The organism is Neobacillus sp. YX16, assembly GCF_030123505.1.
Lineage (GTDB): Bacteria > Bacillota > Bacilli > Bacillales > Cytobacillaceae > Neobacillus.
On the sequence record NZ_CP126115.1, the window covers coordinates 2,666,394 to 2,689,094 of the forward strand.

The window sequence follows — 22,701 nt, forward strand, 5'->3', positions numbered from 1 at the left end:
GAGAGTGTACATGAAAGAAGGTATATAAATTTTGAACTGGTCATATAAAATTCTATAGCAGTTTGGACCTATAACTTACATACTATCTGGAAAATGAAAGGGGTACAAAGGTTGAAGCAAAAGGAGTCATTTTTACTATTATTCTGTTTTCTAACCCTATTTTCAGTTGTATCTCTCTCAATTGTTTTTATCATTCATTCATCCGACTTAAAATACGCCCTGGCATTTGATAAGGTAAGACCTGCCACAGTATCAAAGACCGGTGTAAAACAATTTTCTAGTAATCAACAAATAGTAAAAACAACTAGCAATTCTCCAACATATGTAACCTCTACTACGAACAGTCAATCGAACGAAGCAATTATTCAAACGAAGGCAGCAAAATCCAATGCGGCACCCATTTCATTGGCAAGGCTAGATATGCCAAATGAGAAATGTCTCAAAGGTGCACCTGTGCGTAATTTTAATATTACAGCGATACAGGTAGATATGGTCTACAACAAATTTGGCGACCATGACCCAAAGGCGAAAATATATGCCCTACAAGAAGATGTTGAGAAAATTCGACAGGCGATTGCTGAAAATCCAGGAAAACCGGTCAAGGAAATCCGGCCGCTGGCACTCCGTGCAAATAAAGGTGATTGTATTAAAGTTTCCTTTAGTAATCAATTGAGTGAGAAGGCATCCATTCATATTGAAGGGGTTGGATATGATGTAAGGGGATCTGACGGAACATCGGCAGGATATAATCCTGATTCAACTGCTTCACCAAACACAGAAATTAAATACACGTGGAATGCTGTGGATGAAGGAACTTTCTTTTTCTACAATGGCGCCGATCTCACTTACTTCACCGATCCAACTGGCGGCAGGGGGACAATGGGTGATGGTTTATTCGGGGCGTTAATCATTGAACCAAAAGGGGCAACATGGACTGACCCTGTAACAGGAGAAGAGTTAACCAGTGGATTATATGCAGATATCCATTTACCTGGCCAACCCGATTTTCGGGAGTTTACTTTGTTTTTCCATGATGGGATTAGCGCTCAATTTGGTACCCCTCCACCTCCTGGAACTCATGAAGAAGACCACGAGGAAGAAGGGGAGGTACCTCATGAAGAGGAACCCCATGTAGAGGATCCAAATGAAAAAGAGCTTTATGCTGTAAATTATCGTGCAGAACCAATGGATGAACGTTTGAAAAACACAATGGGTGAGGATGGTAAAGATCCAACAATGTTTTATTCATCCTGGGTTTTTGGTGACCCGGCGACTCCTATTACTAGAGCCTATGTAGGTGACCCGGTTAGATACCGAGTCATTGGAGCAAACAGTGATGAAAATCATGTTTTTCACCTGCATGGGCACAGATGGAAAAGTGATACGAAGAAAACAAACACCGTAGATTCTGATACCTTGAATATTGGTGATACCCAAACGGCTGAATTAGCATTTGGTGCTGGGTACGACAAAGATAATACGGGGGCTCCAGGGGATTATTTATGGCATTGTCATTTGTTCCCACATTATTTAGAAGGCATGTGGGGGTTAATGAGGGTATTCGACAAAGCGCAGGCTGACTTGCTGCCCTTAGCAGATAGGGAAGCACCATCTAGTCCAACAGAACAAAACCCTGGTTTTCCAAATTATATACCTGGTGAAATAGGCAAACGTGCTCCAAAGCCGCCGGACCCAGAATTGCGTCCAGCAACAGAATCAGAAAAAGCGGCTTTAGGTGCGCTCGGACCAGGAGCACCTAATTTTGATCGCTGTCCGAAGGATGCTCCTATTCGAAAATATGACATTGTCGGGATACAAACAGAGATTATATACAACAATGCAGGTGATCGTGATAAGGAAGGACGAATGTATGTCCTCGCAGAGGATGAACAAAAAGTACTGAGTGGGCAGTTGCGGCCGCGTCCCCTCGCCATTCGGGCCAATCAGGGAGATTGTGTAGAGGTAACATTAGAAAACCATTTATTCAATGCTAATGAACCCAATGCCTTATCGATACACATTCATTTTGTTGCATACGATCCTTTAGGCTCTGATGGAACAGCAGTCGGCTGGAACTACAATCAAGGTACGGAGCCTGGTGAAAAAATCCGCTATCGCTGGTATGCAGATGAAGAGGGATCAATTCTTTTCCATGATCATACCTCTGCGGGTGAAAAAGGTTTCCATGGTACATTTGGAACATTAATTGTTGAACCAAAAGGATCTAAATGGCTGGATCCAAAGACCGGCCGGGAAATAAAATCTGGAACGGAAGCAATGATTGTTCACCCAGAAAAAGAAGACTTTCGTGAGCAGGTTATGATTTACCATGATTTTGCAAGACTTTGGGATAAAAGTGATAACATTCTTCAGTTAGAGACTGATCCATCAAATTTCAAGCACGCGCATGGGTATGCAGCTGTCAATTATTCAAATGCACCATTTTTTAGAAGAAATAATAGTGATCCTGCATACGTCTTTAGCTCTTGGGTACACGGGGATCCTCAGACTCCAATTATCCAAAGTTATCCAGGAGATCCAATCAAAATCCGTTTAATCCAAGGAGCCCATGAAACACAGCATAACTTTAATATCCACGGATTAAACTGGAAGCGTGAATCAGGGGTAGAGGATTCAGAATTAACGTCCACCCAAACCATTGGAATGTCTGAACAATTTATCATGGATATACAACCTAACCCTGTTGGAGTCCAGCAACGGGATTATCTATGGTCTTCTCAACCGATTGAAGACTTGTGGAGCGGGTTATGGGGCTTTGTCAGAGTTTGGGGTGAAAAGACACCTGCTCTCCAAAAATTGCCAGATCGACCACAACTAAAAACTTCTGTTGTGCCCTGGAAGGTAAGTCAGATGAAGAAAAATGGAAAAAGGCCACCAAAAGCACTGGCACCAGGAAATCCCTGTCCTCCAGGGGCGTTGGTAAGGAAATTTGATTTAACCGCCTTTATGAAAGACATAGTTTATAACAAATATGGTGACCATGATCCATTTGGAATGATGTTCTCGCTTACCAAAGACTATCTAGATATTAAAAATGGCAGGAAAGCGGCCGAACCGCTTGTCATTCGGGCAAATGAAGGGGAGTGTATTCAGGTTACCCTTTCAAATCAACTACCGTTGGATCCACCTGAAAACCTGGCAGATCCAGCTCTGTTAATGGCTAATCAGGTGAATTGGAAGAATTCTAATCGAGTTTCTTTGCACCCGCAAATGGTGAAATACGATATGCAGGGATCTGACGGTGCAACTATTGGCTACAACTATGATCAAACCATTGGACCAGGTGAAAAGATTACTTATCAATGGTATGCCGAAAAAGAATATGGAGGTACTATTCTTTATGACTATGGAGACATCCGTAGCCATCGACTTCATGGTGCGTATGGTTCACTCATTATTGAACCGAAAGGCTCCAAATATCGTGACCCGAAAACGGGTGCTGAAATAACTTCAGGTGCGAGGGCAGATATTATTGTGCCGGATAAACCTGATTTTAGAGAGCAAGTGTTAATGTTCTCAGATGGTCTCTATACCGTCAGCAAAGGTGGAAGTGCTCCAACCCCAGGTACAGCCGATCTTGATATGGAAGATAGGGGAGAAAAGGGTATTAATTATAGTTCAGAACCGTTTAAGCACCGATTAGCGGCAAATCCTGATAAATCATTAATTTTTAGCTCCGTTATACATGGCGATCCATCAACGCCGATGCCGGAATCCTATGTTGGTGATCCTATCCGATTAAGAGTAATGCAGACTGCTGACCGTTCAAGAGGAAGTGTGTTTACCCTCCATAGTCATCGCTGGCGCTATCAATGGACGGACCCTAACTCTAAGCTAGTATCAAGTCAGGGCTCACTTACCCCAGGGGAGACTTTGGACATTATCCCAGTACAAAATGATGGGATATTTAATCAAGTTGGTGACTATGTCTACCGGGAAATGAAGCTAAGGAGATATTTGGAAGGTGGGTTATGGGGGATGCTTCGTATCCATAATCAACCAAAAAATCAATTGCTTGCCCTGCCAGACCGTCGTCCAGAGCCGCCAACAAACATCAATATCAGTACCGCACCAAATAAGCAGTTGTTATATATTAGCTGGAATACCAGTGTAAATAAAGAAATTGTCGGTTTTAATGTATATCGAAAAGCGGTTCCTAGTGCTGGATACCAGAAAATGAATAAGGATGTCATTCGCTCCTTAACCTATACCCTGCCAGTAAACTCTACTACACTAAAATACTATTATACCGTTACAACAATAGATAAATTTGGGAACGAATCAATTTATGCAAACCCCAAAATAGTAAAAAGTAATACCTTTCATATTAAGAAGTGACGAGAAAGAGAGCGGAGGTTTTGGCTTCCTCCCTCTTTGCAATACTTCTTTAATATAATTTTTTAGATAGAAAGATAAAAAGAGGGGAGAAAGGAAGGGGTAGAAGACAGAGAAATGAAAGTTACCTAGTTTCTGAACGAAAATAGTGTAAAAGAAAATTACAAAGGTGGGCTGCTACTAATGTTGCCAAGAGGATTAACAAGAAAAGTCAGGAAGAAATCGCCTATAAGAAAGTTTTTACTCGTACTATTGACTACCTTAATTGTTATAAGTAGTGCGGAATTTGGGATGAATGGTGCAAATGCTGAATTAGTAATACCAAATAAGGATATTCATAAACTACAAAAAGTCGGACCAATTCATGAAGACTTTGGTTACCCCGTGTGGTATAAGGACTATAATGGCCTCAGACTTGAACTTTGTGCGGATGTAGATGATCCATATTGTGCTTTGGATCCGGCAGAGATACCAGATCCAACTAAACCGATTTCATTTATAAACGATAACTTTCCAGCTGAACTATTTTATCAGCTAGCTGGCTCAGAGATTGACCTGCCTAATGGAGGAAGAGCGATTGCAACCTTTGCACTGGAAGCAGCATGGGCGAATGAGGAACCTCTGGATGGAGACCAAATTGTATTCGGGCGGGTACGTTTTCGAATTGATGGTATAGCAACAGGAAGTGAATATACGATTTACCATCCTTATGGGATTGATAAATTTACCGCAGTAGAAGAGGATGAGGATGAACCAGATGTTGGAGAGATTAGATTTGTTGAAGACATTGGGGTAAATGGTGGATTTGAGGGTGCCATGAAGAGCCGAATTGGAACTTTCTTGGAATGGGATGACAAAGGTACAAAGGCACCAGTAGGATATGTAGGAGATCCAAATCAAGATCATACTATAAAAAATGGTTATGTTAATGAAAAAGGTGAAGAACAAAACTATTTTAGAATTGTAGGAGATGAACATTCAGGACTAACAGATGGCCTTGATGAAAATTCATCTAACTACTGTGGGAAAAACTGTATCCAAACCGATTTATTTAGCTTAATGGGTAAAAAAGCTACAAATGCAGGTGTCGATGTTACACGGGCTACATACAGCCTAACAGAAAACGGGGGAACAATTGATGTCTTTTCATCGACAGAAGAAACAGAACAGCAGGACATTGAAGTATCAGCAACTGGTATGGATCCAGTTAATTTATTTGGAAGCAATGGGCAATATTTTGCCCGTATTTCTTTCGAGGGAAATACGCCACCGAAATTAACTGTTACCAACAAGACAGACAATCCAGATAGTGTAAAAACCATTACTCCAGATGATAAAATAACTTCTACAGCAGAATATGACATAAAAGGGGAGGATAAGATTCTCACCATTTTTGCAGAATCAAGTGACAAAGTAAATCCTATAAAATTTTCAGTACTTGGGTTATCAGGGGATTTTAATGAGAATGGATATTTGATAATAAAAAATCCGACTTATATCCCGCCAAACATTACAGTAAAATCCACCAGGATTCGAGATGAAGATGGTCCTTATGGTCTAGAATTGGGAAGAGTCACAATCCCTGTTGATGTAAAAGTCGGTACTTTCGAGTCAGAAAGTATTGTACCAAACGTTTTAATGAACCAGAATGTAGTTGCTGGAGAAGAAGTTACTCTTGATGCCTCGCAGTCTACGGGACCAATTGGATCCTATAAATGGACCAAAGCAAGTGGTCCTGATGTTGTACTAACAGATGGAGAAACAGCGGTTGCGAAATTCAAAGCGCCAGACCCAGGTGAAGGGAAAACATCAGAGGCTATAAAATTTAATCTAACAATTACCTCCAAAAAAGGTACGTCTTTTACTATAAATGATGTAACAGTCACTGTAAACAAGCCAGCTGGTGACGCCATTTCAGCAGAGGCAGGAGAAGACCGATTAGATGTCGCTCAAGGTAGTACAATAACGCTTGATGGAAGCGGATCTTCACAAGGAGAAGGGATCAAATATTCTTGGAAACAAATATCTGGTAGCACGGTTCCTATTACAAATGCTAACACAGCTAAGCCAACGATTGTTGTACCTAAGGTATACAGTGCTGAAAATAATAATGCAATAGGTACATGGGAATTTGAACTTACAGTTACGGGACCAGGTGGCACAGATACAGATAGAGTAAAAATAATAACTATAAAAGATGCATTAACAGTTACGAATGCAGAACTTCGTGGTTCTCAATGGAGAGTAAGTGGCACATCAACTGTTGCGGGGCCAGGTGTAAAAATTACTATCTATTTAGAATCAAGTTCAGGACCGATAGAAATCGGTTCCACATCAGTGGCTCCAGGAAATGCAGCTGGTGGAGCTTGGACTTTCAGAGGAACAGCAAGACTACCTGGTACAATAGTTAGGGCTGGAACTTTAAAAATTGTTTCTACTTCAGGTGGAGAACTTACTAAAGTAGAAGTAAGAAGATTTAGATAAAGTGCAAAAAAACTTTATCTGGAAAGTGATAATATTTCTTTCCAGTTGTTTTACCCTGTTTGAAATAAAACATTCTTCCAATATCTTAAACGAAACGAATAATATTATTTCTTCGTCTAATATATAAAAGGTTTTGGAAAGGTTGAAGTTATGTTTTTCTTAATATTATTTATAATAGGGATGGTCATCCCGTTCTTATTGATAAAGGTTAATCCCAGCTGGATGGTTTGGGTTCCATCAATCATTTTATTTTTGGCCGCCATTGTTATTTATGGAAAGGCGGAGTTTTTTCCTGGTGAGGGGATGGCTGACTTAGCGGAACGGCTGTATTTTTTGCTTTTTGGTGTAACGGCAATCGGAAGCTTTGTAGGTGCTATCATCGTCCAGTTTATAAAGAAATAATAAACAATTCGGAGCCAGGTCCTTTATCATAGGAATCTGGCTCTTTTCTTGAAGCCTTCGGCATGTAACTAGGAAAAGGCTCATATGGTGTAGAAAGGAGGTATCAAATGATTAGTATAAATGGTGTGATTGTAGGGCTAGAGGATCTCCAAAAAGAAATTACGAATAATGAGCAAAGGGCAATTTTGAAGCAAATGGTGAGTTATCATGTGGTTTATTATTACTCGTCACTACAACAATTGAAATTTGAATTATTATTCCGAGTAAATACAATTAAGGCTGCAACGGCCTTAGATAAAAGTGGTGCGAAGTTTACTACTTTTGCTTATTCCTTTCCCAACAGGAAGTACTGGTATCGATTGCCGAACGGAGGGTTTCTTTTACGTGAGGGGTTCAATCCCTCTGAAGGAATTGAGGATATAGTGAAAAATGGAAAGTTATATGCTTTTGAATGTGCAACAGCAATCGCGATTGTTTTGTACATCGCTGCCCTGTATACCATTGGACCGAGGGCATTTAATACGTATTTTAGAAATCTATATTTAATGGATTGGCAATTTGACGAGGATCTTCCTGTATATCAAAAAGATGGGGAGGATTTCCTCATTGGTGATGTCTTACATTTTAAAAATCCTGAATTTGACCCAAAACAGCCTTGGTGGAGAGCTGAAAATGTAATCTTCTTTGGTCATGATAAATTCTTTGGGCATGGAGTTGGGATTAGAGATTCTAAGACCATCATTAACTTCTTAAATGGAAAGAGAAAAGAGAATCCTACGCAATCTGCTTATCTTATGCGCATGATCACAAGGCCAAATTATAGAACGATTAACCTATTACGTTAAAAAATAAGGAGCTTCCGTTATGGAAGCTCCTCTTATATATCAACCGTGTAATCTTCCGTCGAAATCCGCACTAAGCCGTTTGCTGATTAGATAATCCAGTTCACGCCGTTTTTCAACTTCCATTCTCACATTTAATTTTCTTTTATATTCTTCATAACATACTCCATGTGCACTCAACATCGCTTTTTCCATTTCATTTGTGTACTTTAGTTTCAAATAATGGATAATGAATCCCTCCGGTTTTTACCGCTTTAACGGCTTTATGGGTAACACAATTACAATGATAGCACTACAAATATTTCCATACAAAGTCGAAAAAACAGCATATCTGGCTGTCAGCTTTCGTGACATGGATACTCGTGAATATAACTCTTACGTTCTTAAAATAGGAGCCATATCCTCCCAATAAGAGCTTGTAATGTCTTTATCTATACATAAGAAAGCCCATTGCATTTGCAGCAATGGGCTTTCTTGTTATGGGTTGCGAATGAAATTCTTTTAATTCATAGATTTATCTAACATGAAATCAGCTTTTGGCAGTGTAATAATCTTGCCGCCAATTTGTACGTGTACGGTATCGTTGAAAATGGCTTTTACAATTCCCTTTAGTGAAACACTTGAGTTGATTGAGATATCCTTTTTATCAGATTGATTTGCCATATTAATCAACACCTTCCAAAGTTAATTATAAAATATTATATATGAATAAAAACAAAAAAAGCGAGTAAAAAGTCTCAGAAAACCAAAAAATATATAATTTGTTCATGTTATTTACAATCGACTGCAAAGGGGTGTGAACATAGATTGAAATAACATGAACTATAGTTCAAGTATTACATGTTAAAGTGAGTCTGTCAATGGGAACATGAACTATGGTTCAATATTTATTTTTTGTGGTATAATAATTTATGAGGTGAGAAAAATGTCAGACCGAGAAGACCAGCTGGTTGGTGAGTTTCCACAAATTCCAAAGCAAGAACGTGCCCAAATAAAAAGGGATTTGTTATTAAAAAGTGGTCATGAATTATTTATTTCAAAAGGATTTGAGCATACAACAGCAAAGGAAATCGCCGCACATGCAGGGGTTGCAACCGGGACCTTTTATCGGTACTTTTCGGATAAACGACAGCTATTAATGTCTTTGTTAGAAAATCAAATTGAGATGTTAATGCCGCCTGAACCAAAATGGGGTGTTTCAAATCCAGAAAGTATGTTAGCTTCACTATTAGAATTGCATGATGAGCGTCTTAAAAAGATGGGCATGCAGCGACTTGTTCCTGAATTACTAGCTAAAGATAAAGAATTTGCTGAGGTATTACAAGCCGCAAAACGAAAGATTTTTACCAGGATTCTTTCTGGATTAAAAAGGGCATACGATAATGATTTAACTTGGAAAGATTTAGATTTAAATACCGTTACTTGGTCAGTGATGATTTTGGCCGAGCATGCCCATGAGAAAATGAAACAAAGTGGGGATCAGACAGATTATCGTGAAGTAGCTAAGGTGATATGCCGTTTAATTTTTCCACCAGAAGTCATTAAACAATTACGCACAAATGAAACTGTAACAAAAGAAGAGTAACGATTTCCGAAAGGATGTAAGCGATAGAAATGGAAAAGACCCTTGATATGAAGGATTTAAAAGCAATCAAAATTGAATTGACTCGTTTTATGATGGCATATAAATTTGCTTTAGATGAAATGACCACAAAAATTAATATACTTAAAGATGAATTTAATTATATTCATGATTATAATCCAATAGAACATGTTAAAACACGATTAAAATCACCTGAAAGTATCTTCAGAAAAGTTCAGCGAAAAGGGTTGGATTTCAACCTAGATACTATGAAGGAAAATATTAAAGATATAGCAGGTATAAGAATAACCTGTTCGTTTATTTCAGATATTTATGAAATAAGCAGCATGATTGCCAATCAAAAAGACATTCGAATTCTAGAATATAAGGATTATATAAAAAATCCAAAGCCAAATGGTTATCAAAGCTTGCATATGATTGTGGAAATTCCGATATTCATGTCCGATCGTGAGGAATTAACCTGTGTTGAGATTCAAATCCGTACCATTGCCATGGACTTTTGGGCAAGCTTAGAACATAAAATTTATTATAAATATAACAAAGCAGTTCCTCAAAAAATGCTTGATGAATTAAAAACAACAGCCGAAATGGCTACAATGTTGGACAATAAAATGGAAAATCTTCATAAGGAAATCAAGAAAATGAAACTTGCTGACGAAGCTGAGGATATGCGTCTGCCAATTGGCATTGGAAACAACAAATTGAAATTATTAGAGACATTTATGGAAGAAAAACTCGGGATTAAATAACAGAATCTGTTAAAAAAACTGGTTAATACTTTATGGTCAAAATAAAACTGACATTTAGTGTCAGTTTTTCTTTTTTAGGAATAAGATTGTGCTATCGCTTTACGATAGGGGGGTATGATATAATGACAAAAAATGAGGTGATGGGAATGTCTTTTGAACATGAAATTGATGAAGAAATGAATAATGAATCCTGCTGCAGTATTGAGGGCAGCCACCGAAAAAGCCATCATTCCGATAAGGTGAAGAGTAATCTTGTTACTAGACTTAATCGAATTGAAGGGCAAATTCGTGGAATTAAAGGTTTAATTGAAAAGGATACTTATTGTGATGATGTGATTACGCAAATTTCAGCCACGCAATCGGCACTTAATAGCGTTGCCAAACTACTGTTAGAAGGCCATCTCAAATCGTGTGTGCTTGAAAGAATTCAAGAAGGGGACCATGAGGTATTAGATGAGGTCCTGGTTACGATACACAAATTAATGAAGAAATAATAGTCTTCCTCGAGGTCGTACTTAGTGTACGTCTTTTTTTTATTCCATTTATTGTTTTTGCTAGAAGGAATAAGAAAAAACGGTGCAGAATATTATAGTTATAATATTCTGATAATTAAGAGGTGAGGAATATGAAGGCAACGAAGATCATCCTAATGGTATTTGCAGGACTCATTCTAACTTTTAGTTTTTATGCTTATACAGTATTTTACGGGACTCCTTGGGGAAAAGAACAGCAAGAAGGAAATATGCAGAACTATATAACGGAAAAATATCAGAATGAATTTGTCCTTACGAAAATGAATTACAATTTTTTAAGCGAAACCTACCAAGGATATGCCTATCTTAAGGATCATTCGAACCTCTTATTTATCATTGAGCAAGATGCTGATTCCTTGCGTGGTTACTCCGATAATTATCCGAAAGTATTGTGGGATAGTGAGTTAGCAACAAACCTCAAAACTCAAATCAAAGAACTTTTTCCAGATTTGGACGAAGGAATGTTTAAAGCACAGCAAATCAAGGACAAAGGAGAAATCCTTGGTCCGAATATTCCTACCTATGAAGAAATAAACGTTTCAATCCTCACTACCTCTATTCCTATTGATATAAGGATAAATTGGTCAAAAATAAACCAAAATAACGAATTACAGAAAATGAAGAAACTTAGTCAATTTTTACAAGAAGCTCGGTTCCCTGTACTATTTGAGGTACGATACTATGAAAATGAAATGGATGAACAGGCTAAGGTCTTTTTTATTACAGAAGAAGGGGATATTATTGAAAAATAGTGCTCCCATACAGGGTGCACTATCTCTCAAGTTTTCTATTGTAATAATTTGTGAGTGTGATTCAGTAAAAGATTTTTTAATCCGCGCCTTCTAATCATAAGAAAGCCAAGGTTATTGTTGGTTTCAATGATAGAATTATTTTCTAGTAATTGGTAGCTTACTTCATCCTTCCATAAATAGGAGGTTGAGTGATTTTCTTTTTCAACTTCTTTGATGTAATAAGAAGGAGTACATATCCGATTAATATTGTTGTTTTTTCTTTTTAAAGAATTTAGTGCCATTATTGGTTTCATCAAAATTCCCCAAACTCCCCCAAAACTCATATTTTTCATTGGTGAGCTGGTTAATTGGTTAATAGCTAGTTTCCGGCCATCTTTAAAGAAAACCGCTGCTTTCACAGCGGATGCATGATGTACATCCCCTGATAAAATTATACACCTACTAGGCTTCCAGGTGGCCGCCTGGTTGAGGAATTCTGAAAATCCCCTCCCATTGTACTTCCAAGCTTCAAAATCAAAACTAGTATGGACATTAACTCCCAGCACTCTCAAGGGGTAAACATAATCATGTAAAAACGTTTCAATAAGACCTAATCCATAAAGGGGTGTTGGTGAAACAATAATCAATGGATTTCCGCTTTTCCACCGGCTGTTAAATAGGCTGCTTGTGACATTGTCCCAGCCTTTTTTGCTGAGCAATTGTGGAGCCCATACGGTTTCTTCTATTAGCTGACCAAATTTTTCAGGTCTAGGTTCACTATCATATTCCCTTTGGGTACGTGTATCCAAAAATAGCGCATTAGGGATTGTAGGTGCAACAAAATGCCAAGAATCAAAGTTCCATAGAGTTTCTTTCCATTCCTCACGGTTCGCATCTATTTTTCCAAGGGAAAGACTATTAAAATAAGTTTTCATTATCCAGATGAAGCCGTCATCAAAGGATTCAGGTGCGTTTCCCCATCCTTGAAAGGCCCAATATGCTGCCAAGCCATTGGCAATTACATGACTCCCTAAGGAGGAGTTTCTGACACTTTCCTTCCACATATAGGATAAATTCCAATCGTCCGTAATGTCATGGTCATCAAACATCATGTAGGCTGGAATATTTGCCAGGAGCCGTCTGATCCGATAAAGAGATTGCTGAAATGAAATCATTGTTTCCTGTTGCTCTGTATAACGGTTATAAAGGCGAGAATTTTCAAGTTTATTATCCTTTGGGTATCTTTCTACATCAGAGAAAACAAAATATACTTGTTGTTTATTGCATAGTTCATCGAAGAATTCAAAAAGGTTATTTTCTTGTGCTGATTCAAAGAGTTGAGGGCTCCATGAGAGCAGATACATTACAGCATACTCTCCGAATTTCATTAGGTGGTTGTTGGCATGTGAAGAGGTGAAATGGCAATAGTTCTCTATAATGTATTTTCTGCCGTTGACTTGATTTAATGCAGCTTGAAAGGGTTCATTCGCAAGCCGGTTATCAATTAATTCAAGCTTCTCTCCCGAACCTATTAATTCTTTTTCGAATGTAGTAATAACCGGAAACAAAGAATCTGCTACATCGTCTGCATAAATTTGGTCTCCCATAAGAAAGAGTGTAGTTGGACGTACTGTAAGATTATTAAATTCTTTTTCTAGTAAGAGGTCAGCTGTTGTGAGTGTATCGTCATCATCCCCATGAGGCTTTCGACATGATCCATAGAGGACATTGCAATGTTGGTCCGAGCTATTAAGATAAATGGCAGGATAGTCAAGATTACCGTAGACAATGGAGTGTGGGTTATCTTTTGAAAGGAATCCTAGAGTATTTAAATTATGCAGTTCAGAGCCTTGTTTGAAGTGGATATTATATCCAAGTAAGGTAAGGTATCCATAGGAAAGGTTCCGCTTAAAGGCGTTAGTTTAATTAAATGGACAAATAGTTGTTTCCCCATATGTATCGTATTGGTTTCGGACTTTGCATGAAACCCATGGTATTCAAATAATTCGGTATCCTTATTTGAAGTGATACGAAACACTTTTGCATGAATTCGGTACCTTTTGCTCGTCGCAATCCAAATCGTGATTTGTGTTGGTTCTGCCCTGCGAACAATAGGACCTGACAAGATGATTGGTAAGGTTAAGGAATTCATTTTATCACCTCAGATCAATTTTTGTACCAACATTATATTCGCTTACTTAGGGAAAAGTATGACAAAAGAAAAGGGTGATTGGGGATTGAATTGTAGAAATATTGCCAATATTTATTCCGATTATTTATATTTACTGCATTATAATTAAGGTAAGACATCAAAAGGTCGTACGTATATGGTTCATTTGTAAGTGAAAATTTTCCCATGGAGGGTAGGATGATTTATGAAGACATTGATTGTTTATTGCTCATCTCATGGCACAACAGAAAAAGCTGTCCAATTACTGAGTGAGTGGATGGAAGGAGAAGTATTAGCTGTCGATTTAAAAAGGGATAGAATTACATTTGATGTAAGCGAGTATGACTTCGTGATCATCGGCGGTTCGATACATGCCGGCAGTATTCAAGGGAAAATTAAGCATTTTATCGGCAAGCATCATGATGAGTTGTTAACCAAAAAGCTGGGCCTGTTTCTCTGCTGCTGGCATGATGGCGAAATAGCTATTGAGCAATTCGATCTCGCTTTTCCAGAGGAATTAAGGAAAGTTTCAATCGCAAACGGTATTTTCGGGGGAGAATTCCTCGTCAGTAAAATGAACTTTATTGAAAGGCAAATAGTTAAAAAAGTGAGTGGTGTTACCGAGGATACCTCGAATTTAGATACAACGGCAATCATGACCTTTGTGATGAAAATTAATTCAACCTTTGCTCATGTATAAAAAATACCTGACTCCCCATGGGGTCAGGTATTTTTTATAGGCTTAACAGATTTTTTGAATCAGTTGGATTGAATTATTTTTTGGTGAATTAACTAAAGGACTCACTTCATAGGCTTCCATTAAACTATGCTCAAGTGGTTTAAGTAAGTGATGAAGCTTATTAGTCTCTGATATAGAAGGGTCTAGCCAAAATTTTTCATCTTCAGGTTTTAAGATTATAGGCATCCGGTCATGGATGTCTTGAACCAGCTTGTTCGGACTCGTGGTGATCACCGAACAAGAATAAATTGATTTTCCTTCGGGGGATTTCCAATTCTCCCAGAGACCAGCCATTGCAAATAATTCATTTGATTTCAGCTTAATTCTCATCGGAATTTTGGTCTTACTATCAACCTTTTTCCATTCATAAAAACTATCGGCCACAATCAAACAGCGTTTTTTCTTATAGGCATTACGAAAGCTTGGTCTATCAGATAAAGTCTCGGCACGTGCATTAATCATTTTATAACCAATTGACATATCCTTCGCCCAGGGCGGAATTAACCCCCAACGTAAAAACCCCATCTTATTATGCGATCCATTATTAATCACCGCTAACACCGATTGCGAAGGAGCCACATTATAACTAGGCAAATACTCCTCCTCCTGCAGAAAAAACTCCACATCAAACCGATCAATCAACTGATCAACCGTAGCCGTCAACGTAAATCGTCCACACATTTTCAAAACCCCCTTTGGTGCCTGTCACCGAAGTGACAACGTAGTTGTCACCATTTATACATTGTATCACCAATTATACATCGAATTATATAGTGTAATGTATAAAATGGAAATTATAGGCGAATAATGTTTAAGGTTTTTACTATGAATATCAACATGAAAGAGGTTACGTATGAGAATTTGGTTTAATAGGTGGTTTACGACGGTTACGCATTTTATGGAGTTGATTCGTGGGAATGAGGAGGGACGCCGGTTTGAGATTTTCGGCACTCATTCGAATAAGGACGCTCTCTATTTACAGTATTGTGATTATGCCTTTACAGAACCTACCGTGTCAGGTGAGGAATATATTGAGTTTTGTCTGGAGTTTTGTCAGAAGCATAAGATTGATATTTTCATCCCTAGAAAAGAGAATACTCGAATCGCAAAGAGGCTGGCTGATTTTGAAGCAATTGGTGTGAAGGTGTTGGTATGTCCAGACTCAGAATTGATGGAGACACTGGATAATAAAGCAGCTGCCTACCATTCCATCATGCAAAAGGAAGAGAATGGGGCAAAACTTGTTTCGATACCAGATTTTTATGTTGTTAATAATATCAACGATTTCAAAACCGCGTATCAATGTTTGCAGGATAAAGGACATACAGTGTGTTTTAAACCTGTTGTTGGTGAAGGAGCCACTGGTTTTCGCGTTATTGAGGATCGGATTGAAAGTATTGACCAGCTGTTTAGAAGGGCAAGCAGCCGTCGCCTCCCATACCATTACGCATGTGAAATTTTAGGCCAGCAAGAGGTTTTCCCAGATTTAATGGTGCTAGAGTATTTAGAGGGTCCGGAATTCAGCATTGATTGTGTTGCATCGACTGAGCAGCTGTACGCTGCCATACCCAGGATGAAGGGGGATGGAAGGATTAGAGAAATCTTAGATCACCATGAGCTTATTCAACTTGCTCATCGGTTTCATCAACACTTTCCTATACCGTTTATCTTTAATATTCAAGTTAAATATAATCAGGGTATCCCTAAGCTGCTCGAAATCAATCCCCGAATGAGCGGGGGCATGCATTTTAGCTGTTTAACAGGACTGAACCTTCCTTACCTAGCCATAAAATTATTGCTAGGTGAAGAAATTGGCCAGTTGAAGCCAAGATTTGGAATTCGGGCTAGTCATCTCGAGAAGGAAATGATTCTTGATAAAGATCTTTTTGCGTAATATCTAACACCAACAACGCCTTGGGTAATTTCCCAAGGCGTTGTTGGTTTATGTCATTATTTATTAATTACCTGGATTTTTTCAGTGGTTTCAGGAACTCGCAGTAAAACGGCTCCGCCAATGATAAATAAAATAACTAAACTAAATACACCAGCATTTGTATTACCAGTTATTTGGGCGGTAAATCCAACTAAAGCCGGCCCAAGAATAGAGGCGAATTTATAAAAAATATTATAGAATCCAAAAAATTCGTTAGCATTTTCCTTCGGTACCAGCTTCGCAAAATAAGAACGGCTAAGAGCCTGAATCCCGCCCTGTGAGGAACCGACAAGCATCGCTAAAATCCAGAAATCTAAGGTTGTTTTCATAAAATAAGCATAGATACAAATAATAATATAAATAAAAATGCCAACTAATAACATTCTCTTTCCTGTGAATTTATCTGCCAGCCTTCCATACAGCATAGCGAACGGAGCAGCAATAACTTGTGTAGCAAAAAGAATTATTAACAGATTTGTAGATGATATCCCAAGATCAGTTCCATAGGCAGTGGACATAGTGATGATCGTGTGAACGCCATCAATATAAAAGAAATATGCAATAAGGAATAGAAATAAAGGACGGTAAGCTTTTATCCTTTTAAGAGTTAGAAATACTTTTTTAAAGCTGGTAGAAATCGGTTTTGCAACCCGATCGACGTAATAGACCTGTTCAACATTTTTTAACATTGGAATCGTAAAGGTTCCCCACCAAATCGCGGTGATTGCAAAGGCTATTTGCGTGGAGACGGTTACTGATAAAGGCAGAACCCCTTGTTGAGATAATAGAATGAGAGCAATACCGATAATGAAAGGAATAGTACTTCCGATATAGCCCATAGCAAACCCGCGTGCGGATATCTTATTCATCCGTTCTTCACTCGTAACGTCTACAAGGAAGGCATCATAAAAGATATTGGCTCCTCCAAAGCCAATGACGGTAATAATATAACAGATTAAGAGGATAAGCCACTGATTAGTCGGAACAACTGCCAACAGTGCCGTAAAGGCAATACCTAGAATCACAAAAAAGGTAAATAACCTCTTTTTTAAGCCTTTAAAATCCCCAATAGTTCCTAGAATCGGTGCACAAATCGAAACGAGGAGTGTCCCAAAGGAATTTGCGTATCCCAAATACGCAGTAGAGGTAGACCCTGCAAGACCTGCACTATCTGCAGCTGCTTTAAAATATAAGGGAAAGATGGCTGTTGTAATTAAAATGGAGTAAGCAGAATTAGCCCAATCATAAAAAACCCAGCTCTTTTCTTGCTTCGTCAATCGACTCATAGAGTTTTCCTCCTATTTACTTGTAAACTAAAATGCTAAAAGCTCCTGGATTATTTCTACATTTTTGTAACCTGAATTTACTCCTCTTTAAAATAAATATATGCGGCCTCATCACAACTTTTACAAATGGCCACCCAATTATTTAACTTTCCTTTAGCATTGATGGAAATGAGCTGTGTTTATGAAATAGCATATTTGGCTTACTTGAATTAATGGTATGTCTATCATTATTGTACAATATATAAAAGGGATAATTGTTAATTTTTCTATAATTTTTACCCTTTTGGTAATAATGCTAATTAAAAAAGCCAGTTCCTTTTGGGAATCCGGCTTTTTGCTTATTGTTATGCTTTTTGTACTTGGACTAGCATGGTTTGATGGGCGTTGCCTTTAGCCAGCGGGGTGATGCGCTGACTGGTGAGGACGTTGGCACATCCTCCTGTATCGACTCCGTTTTTATCTGGTTTGTACCAAGCTCCTGCCTGCATGGCAACGACTCCAGGCATGATACGGGTGGTGACTTCGGCAGGTATCATAACAATGCCACGATCGTTATAAATTTTGACTTTATCACCTTTTTTAATGCCTCGCATTTCGGCATCAGCAGGGTTAATCCAAAGCACCTGTTCAGCCACTTCCTTTAACCATGGGTGGTTAGCAAATGTAGAATTGGCTCGGTTTCTTCCTTTCCATGTAATACATTGGAGAGGGAAGGTGGCTTTTAATGGATCCTGTGCGCCTTCCCATTCAGGAATATAAATTGGAATCGCTGGAATTTCACTATGATTCATATCATATAAGCGTTTGGAGAATATCTCAATTTTTCCAGATGGTGTTTCAAATGGGTGATTGGCAGGGTCTTCAATTTGATCCTTGAAGGCAATCCTTGGTCCATCATAACGCCAATAATGAATCCGTTTCTTCTTAAATTCCTCGAAGGTTGGAGTGCTCGGCTCGACTTTTCTCGTTTCATCTAAGATATATTTTATCCAGCCGATTTCATCGCGACCCTCGGTAAACTCCTGTCCTACACCAAGACCTTCAGCCACCTCTGATAACCAGTCATAATCTGAGCGCGATTCGTAGTAATTCTCCACAACTTTTTCTGAAAGAATGATATAATCTCCAGATGCCCATGACTCACCGATATTCCAGCGTTCAAAGAAGGTGGTCTCTGGTAAAAGAATATCCGCATATTTCGCACTTGGTGTGAGGAAATGGTCGCTGGCAATGATGAACTCTACTAAGCTTTCATCTTCTAGAATTTTTTTTGTTTTATTGATATCAGGCTGTTGGTTAATTAAGTAATTACCAGCTAAATTAAAGATTAATTTAATGTTAGATGTAAGCTTATCGCCATCCTTAAGTCCATTTTTGGTAGTGACCTTGCTAGGATCGGTGATCGCATCTGTCCAGTTCATTATGGAAATACTCTCTTTTACTGGATTTTCAGGAACAGGGATACCCATCGGGAATTTTCTTGGAATTCCGCCATAACCTGATGCCCAGCCGCCTGACACACCAACATTTCCTGTTATCGAAGCTAACATCGTTCCACCGCGTGCAATCCTCTCACCACTCGCATGACGCTGCGGGCCCCAGCCTTGAATTAAGGCTGCTGGCTTAGCTGTAGCATATTCACGGGCGAGCTCTGCGATTTTCGCTGCAGGCACCTTACAAATTCGCTCTGCCCATTCAGGTGTTTTTTCGATTCCATCCTTTTTACCAAATAAATATGAAACTAGTGATTCTTTCTCAGGCACACCTTCAGGCATGTGTTCCTCATCAAAACCAATCACAAATTTATCGACAAAGTCCTTGTTATGCAGGTTTTCATTGACAATCACATAAGCCATGGCATCCATAAGTGCATTGTCAGTCCCTGGTAATAAGGGAATCCATTCATCCGCAAAAGCAACTGCCGTATTGGAATATCGAGGGTCAATCGAAATAATCTTGATTCCGGCTTCTTTTAATTTTTTATAATAATGAAGGGTGTTACCGAAAATGGTTTCAGAAGGGTTGTGTCCCCATAAGAGAATCAGCTTTGAATCTTTGAGAGAATCGAGACTGTTCCCGGTTTGGTGGGTACCATATGTATAAGGTGTTGCAGCAGCAGTGTTCCCCATACTTACGGAATGGTAATAGTTTAGAAACCCACCACTTAATACCATTAATCTTCTTGCGAGCTGAGCGCCGCCTACTGTACCGCAAGTAACCGCGGTCCCCTGATGAACGTACCTGGAGGCTGGGCCGTATTGTTCAGTAATCCGTTTGGTTTCTTTTGTAATAATAGCAACCGCTTCTTCCCAAGAAATTCTCTCAAATTTACCTTCGCCGCGTTTTCCGACTCGCTTCATTGGATATTTTAAACGATCTGGATGGTATTGATTTTTCCGGTAAGAGCGTCCTCTTACACAGGCTTTCATATATGGATTAGCTTCATCTAATTCTTGATCACTACGGGTACTTATTCTTGTAATTACCCCGTCCCTTACATGCGCCTTTATCATACATTTACCACCGCAGTCTAAGGTGCTGCAGGTAGGAACAATGGTTTCACTTGCTTCTACAATATTTTTGTTTTCAGATAAATATTTCGTGGACCAGACACCACCGGCAATAACTGGGACAGAGGCAAGACCTGTCCATTTCAATAATGACCTTCTTGACAGTTTACTCTCGCCAATTTTAGATAATAGATTTTTATCACCCATTTTTTAATAGGCCTCCTTCATGGCAGGTATTAGTTCATTTTCTAGATTGAGGTACTCTTCTAAAAGCAGGGCAGCACCTTGGTATAATGAAAATCGGGTTGATTTGCTCAATAGTTCACAAAGTGCCGGACACCATTTCAGAAGATGATTGTTCAAAAAGGAATATTGATCGTCCAATAATGCTTTCTTTGTTTCAACATCTTCGCAATCTAATGTTTTTTGAATAAGATAACTAAGAAACTCTAATTCAATCACAATATGATCATCAGGCTCGTTACTTTCGCGGATAAATGATAAACCATACTTTCGATAGCACTTCCTAACCTCCAAAGTTATTTCATCAAATAGTAAATGCTCACGACTTAAATAGACAGATTCCCAAAGTGGGGCAGGGAGAGAATTCGGACCAACAAATAACCGATTATATTCTTCCTTCAATTGTTTGGTTTTCTCTCCGTCATCTGCATGAAGTTCTTGAATAGAAGCATCTATGAGACGAATTCCTTCACTGATTTCACAAAGGGACCTCCATTGTGAATGATTTATTATTGTAAATAACTGCTCCTTTTCTGGTGATGCATCAAAAATAAAACGTATTAATTGATTAATATACATTCGATTCTGTAAAAGGGAAGCTTCATTCCATTTGGTGCTCTCGATTGTAGACATAATTTCTCCTTTCAAACTAACTACTATTTTAATAGTAACCTAAGTTATCCTTGGAAAATTTCTTTCTGTAAATAGTTAAGAAAAATTTAATGACTTCTTTAACAATATTTGGACTTTGAGAATGATTTTCATTTGGACTTGGTTTTGTAATGGAAAGAAGGAGATGTACACATTTTTCCTTTTATAGTCAATTGCCTTTACACTTTATACATCAATTGAATTTATTATAATAGGCAGTAAATTTTTCTAGGGAATAGGGAATAGACAAGCCGATTATCCCAATGAATACTGCCAAGATAACGAAACCAATCAAGCTGCCAACTTGAAAAGGAAGGAGTGAAAATATGTATATTGAGAATTTAGAACAATGGATGCAAAACATTAAAGTAACAAACCTGGTTAATGCCGATGTGGAAGTGGTTAATAACACACCGTTAGTGATGATGGGAAAAGGACGCCAAGGTGCAGTTTTTCAAATATCGGATGACATCTGTGTAAAGGTGTTCGGGAATACCGAGGATTGCGATCGCGAATATTATGCTTTATCCCTTGGGCAGCAGACCTCTCTCTTTCCAAAGCTCTATGGGAAAGGTCCACTCTATATAGTGATGGAAATTATCAGGGGTGTTGATTTACGCGAATTTTTACAATCACAGCCATTAACAAAGGCACTTTCTGCAAAATTAATTGAAATGCTAATCACGTTCAAAAAAATTGGGTATGAGAGAATTGACCATCATAAGCGTCAAATTTATCTGCAGCCTGACGGCAGTTTAAAGGTAATTGACGTAGCGAGAACTATTTGGCGTGATCGAGTTTATCCATACCCACGTAAATTATTGACTTCCTTAGGGGAAGAAAATAAAGCAGTCTTTATGGCGCATGTTCAAGAAATGGCACCTGAATTATATATGGAATGGCTTCATTACATCCGTATGGAGGAAATCTCCAGGCAAATTACGGAGTTACTTCTTCCGCAGGAACCGGATAAGAATAAAATAAAAAATCTGAGTAATAGTTTATTGACAACAGCGGATGAGAAAAACTACGTGGTGCTCCTCCAGGGTCTCGTTCATAAGGTTTTCAAGGAAGAATGGATCAAAACGATGCTTGCACGTGGAGCAGATCCGGAAAAAGTAATGGAAAAAATCGATGCACATTGGGACAAACTTGAGCAAAGTTTTGAGTCAAGACATCCAGAAAGTGATAGCGGTTATGAGGGTCAAAGACGTTTCGAAGGAGATCGAAACTCCAAAGGAGAAAGTGAATCCAGAAGAGGGAAAAGCTTCGAGGGAGAACGTGACTCCAGAAGAGGGAAAAGCTTCGAGGGCGATAGAGGGCGTCGCAGCAAAGGCGCTAAGGGTGGTAAAGGTAAATACTACTCGGGAGATAGATACGATGATCGCAACCGCCGTGACGATAAGCGAGACAAGAACAAAGGCAAGGATAAAAAACGTCGTTAATCGATATTAAGGGTAGAACATAGA

The 22,701-nt window shown here is 38.7% G+C and carries 19 protein-coding genes; 11 read left to right on the plus strand and 8 right to left on the minus strand.

Features of this window, described 5'->3' with window-relative positions; translation table 11 throughout:
- Positions 1-111 precede the first annotated feature (111 nt).
- From QNH48_RS12730 to QNH48_RS12745, 4 genes are all read left to right on the plus strand, one after another.
- Positions 112-4,359, plus strand: a complete 4,248-nt coding sequence (locus QNH48_RS12730) for a multicopper oxidase domain-containing protein (RefSeq protein WP_283955236.1) — start codon at positions 112-114, stop codon at positions 4,357-4,359.
- Between the two features lie 180 nt (positions 4,360-4,539).
- Positions 4,540-6,840 (plus strand): PKD domain-containing protein, encoded by a 2,301-nt coding sequence (locus tag QNH48_RS12735; RefSeq protein ID WP_283955237.1) that lies wholly within the window; start codon positions 4,540-4,542, stop codon positions 6,838-6,840.
- A gap of 150 nt (positions 6,841-6,990) precedes the next feature.
- Positions 6,991-7,242 (plus strand): hypothetical protein, encoded by a 252-nt coding sequence (locus QNH48_RS12740; protein WP_283955238.1) that lies wholly within the window; start codon positions 6,991-6,993, stop codon positions 7,240-7,242.
- Positions 7,243-7,349: 107 nt separating this feature from the next.
- The gene (locus QNH48_RS12745) at positions 7,350-8,087 is read left to right on the plus strand and encodes a protein-glutamine gamma-glutamyltransferase (protein ID WP_283955239.1); all 738 of its coding nucleotides are present in this window, start codon (positions 7,350-7,352) and stop codon (positions 8,085-8,087) included.
- 39 nt (positions 8,088-8,126) lie between these two features.
- Here QNH48_RS12745 and QNH48_RS12750 read toward each other — a convergent pair whose 3' ends face one another.
- Together QNH48_RS12750 and QNH48_RS12755 are read right to left on the minus strand one after the other, a co-directional pair.
- The gene (locus QNH48_RS12750) at positions 8,127-8,303 is read right to left on the minus strand and encodes a YuzK family famiily protein (protein ID WP_283955929.1); all 177 of its coding nucleotides are present in this window, start codon (positions 8,301-8,303) and stop codon (positions 8,127-8,129) included.
- 282 nt (positions 8,304-8,585) lie between these two features.
- The gene (locus QNH48_RS12755) at positions 8,586-8,747 is read right to left on the minus strand and encodes a hypothetical protein (protein WP_165979054.1); all 162 of its coding nucleotides are present in this window, start codon (positions 8,745-8,747) and stop codon (positions 8,586-8,588) included.
- 262 nt (positions 8,748-9,009) lie between these two features.
- Between QNH48_RS12755 and QNH48_RS12760 the strand changes: the two genes are divergently transcribed.
- The 4 genes from QNH48_RS12760 to QNH48_RS12775 all read left to right on the plus strand — a co-directional run bounded on the left by QNH48_RS12760 (position 9,010) and on the right by QNH48_RS12775 (position 11,721).
- The gene (locus QNH48_RS12760) at positions 9,010-9,669 is read left to right on the plus strand and encodes a TetR/AcrR family transcriptional regulator (RefSeq protein ID WP_283955240.1); all 660 of its coding nucleotides are present in this window, start codon (positions 9,010-9,012) and stop codon (positions 9,667-9,669) included.
- A 29-nt stretch (positions 9,670-9,698) separates the two neighbouring features.
- Complete coding sequence (locus QNH48_RS12765; RefSeq protein WP_283955241.1) at positions 9,699-10,436, plus strand: GTP pyrophosphokinase; 738 nt, start codon at positions 9,699-9,701, stop codon at positions 10,434-10,436.
- A gap of 176 nt (positions 10,437-10,612) precedes the next feature.
- Complete coding sequence (locus QNH48_RS12770) at positions 10,613-10,930, plus strand: metal-sensitive transcriptional regulator (RefSeq protein ID WP_481858496.1); 318 nt, start codon at positions 10,613-10,615, stop codon at positions 10,928-10,930.
- 131 nt (positions 10,931-11,061) lie between these two features.
- Positions 11,062-11,721 carry a YfjL-like protein gene (locus tag QNH48_RS12775; protein WP_283955242.1) on the plus strand — a complete coding sequence of 220 codons (660 nt, stop codon included), beginning with the start codon at positions 11,062-11,064 and terminating at the stop codon, positions 11,719-11,721.
- A 35-nt stretch (positions 11,722-11,756) separates the two neighbouring features.
- On the opposite strand, the gene QNH48_RS12780 is transcribed toward QNH48_RS12775, so the two are convergent.
- Together QNH48_RS12780 and QNH48_RS12785 are read right to left on the minus strand one after the other, a co-directional pair.
- Positions 11,757-13,307 carry a metallophosphoesterase family protein gene (locus tag QNH48_RS12780; RefSeq protein ID WP_283955243.1) on the minus strand — a complete coding sequence of 517 codons (1,551 nt, stop codon included), beginning with the start codon at positions 13,305-13,307 and terminating at the stop codon, positions 11,757-11,759.
- A gap of 221 nt (positions 13,308-13,528) precedes the next feature.
- Complete coding sequence (locus QNH48_RS12785; RefSeq protein WP_283955244.1) at positions 13,529-13,852, minus strand: hypothetical protein; 324 nt, start codon at positions 13,850-13,852, stop codon at positions 13,529-13,531.
- A 223-nt stretch (positions 13,853-14,075) separates the two neighbouring features.
- Here QNH48_RS12785 and QNH48_RS12790 point away from each other — a divergent pair, with 223 nt between their 5' ends.
- The gene (locus tag QNH48_RS12790) at positions 14,076-14,570 is read left to right on the plus strand and encodes a flavodoxin domain-containing protein (protein ID WP_283955245.1); all 495 of its coding nucleotides are present in this window, start codon (positions 14,076-14,078) and stop codon (positions 14,568-14,570) included.
- Between the two features lie 42 nt (positions 14,571-14,612).
- On the opposite strand, the gene QNH48_RS12795 is transcribed toward QNH48_RS12790, so the two are convergent.
- Positions 14,613-15,290 (minus strand): SOS response-associated peptidase, encoded by a 678-nt coding sequence (locus QNH48_RS12795; protein ID WP_283955246.1) that lies wholly within the window; start codon positions 15,288-15,290, stop codon positions 14,613-14,615.
- 172 nt (positions 15,291-15,462) lie between these two features.
- Here QNH48_RS12795 and QNH48_RS12800 point away from each other — a divergent pair, with 172 nt between their 5' ends.
- On the plus strand, positions 15,463-16,503 hold the full coding sequence (locus QNH48_RS12800; RefSeq protein WP_283955247.1) for an ATP-grasp domain-containing protein: 1,041 nt from the start codon (positions 15,463-15,465) through the stop codon (positions 16,501-16,503).
- Between the two features lie 56 nt (positions 16,504-16,559).
- Here the strand turns inward: QNH48_RS12800 and QNH48_RS12805 are convergent, their stop codons facing one another.
- From QNH48_RS12805 to QNH48_RS12815, 3 genes are all read right to left on the minus strand, one after another.
- Positions 16,560-17,828, minus strand: a complete 1,269-nt coding sequence (locus QNH48_RS12805; RefSeq protein ID WP_283955248.1) for an MFS transporter — start codon at positions 17,826-17,828, stop codon at positions 16,560-16,562.
- Positions 17,829-18,172: 344 nt separating this feature from the next.
- A complete protein-coding gene (locus QNH48_RS12810) occupies positions 18,173-20,545 on the minus strand; it encodes a DMSO/selenate family reductase complex A subunit (protein ID WP_283955249.1) in 2,373 nt (790 codons plus the stop codon).
- Positions 20,546-20,548: 3 nt separating this feature from the next.
- Positions 20,549-21,214 carry a TorD/DmsD family molecular chaperone gene (locus tag QNH48_RS12815; protein WP_283955250.1) on the minus strand — a complete coding sequence of 222 codons (666 nt, stop codon included), beginning with the start codon at positions 21,212-21,214 and terminating at the stop codon, positions 20,549-20,551.
- A 344-nt stretch (positions 21,215-21,558) separates the two neighbouring features.
- On the opposite strand from QNH48_RS12815, the gene QNH48_RS12820 reads away from it, so the two are divergent.
- A complete protein-coding gene (locus tag QNH48_RS12820; RefSeq protein WP_283955251.1) occupies positions 21,559-22,677 on the plus strand; it encodes a protein kinase family protein in 1,119 nt (372 codons plus the stop codon).
- The last annotated feature ends 24 nt before the right edge of the window (positions 22,678-22,701 follow it).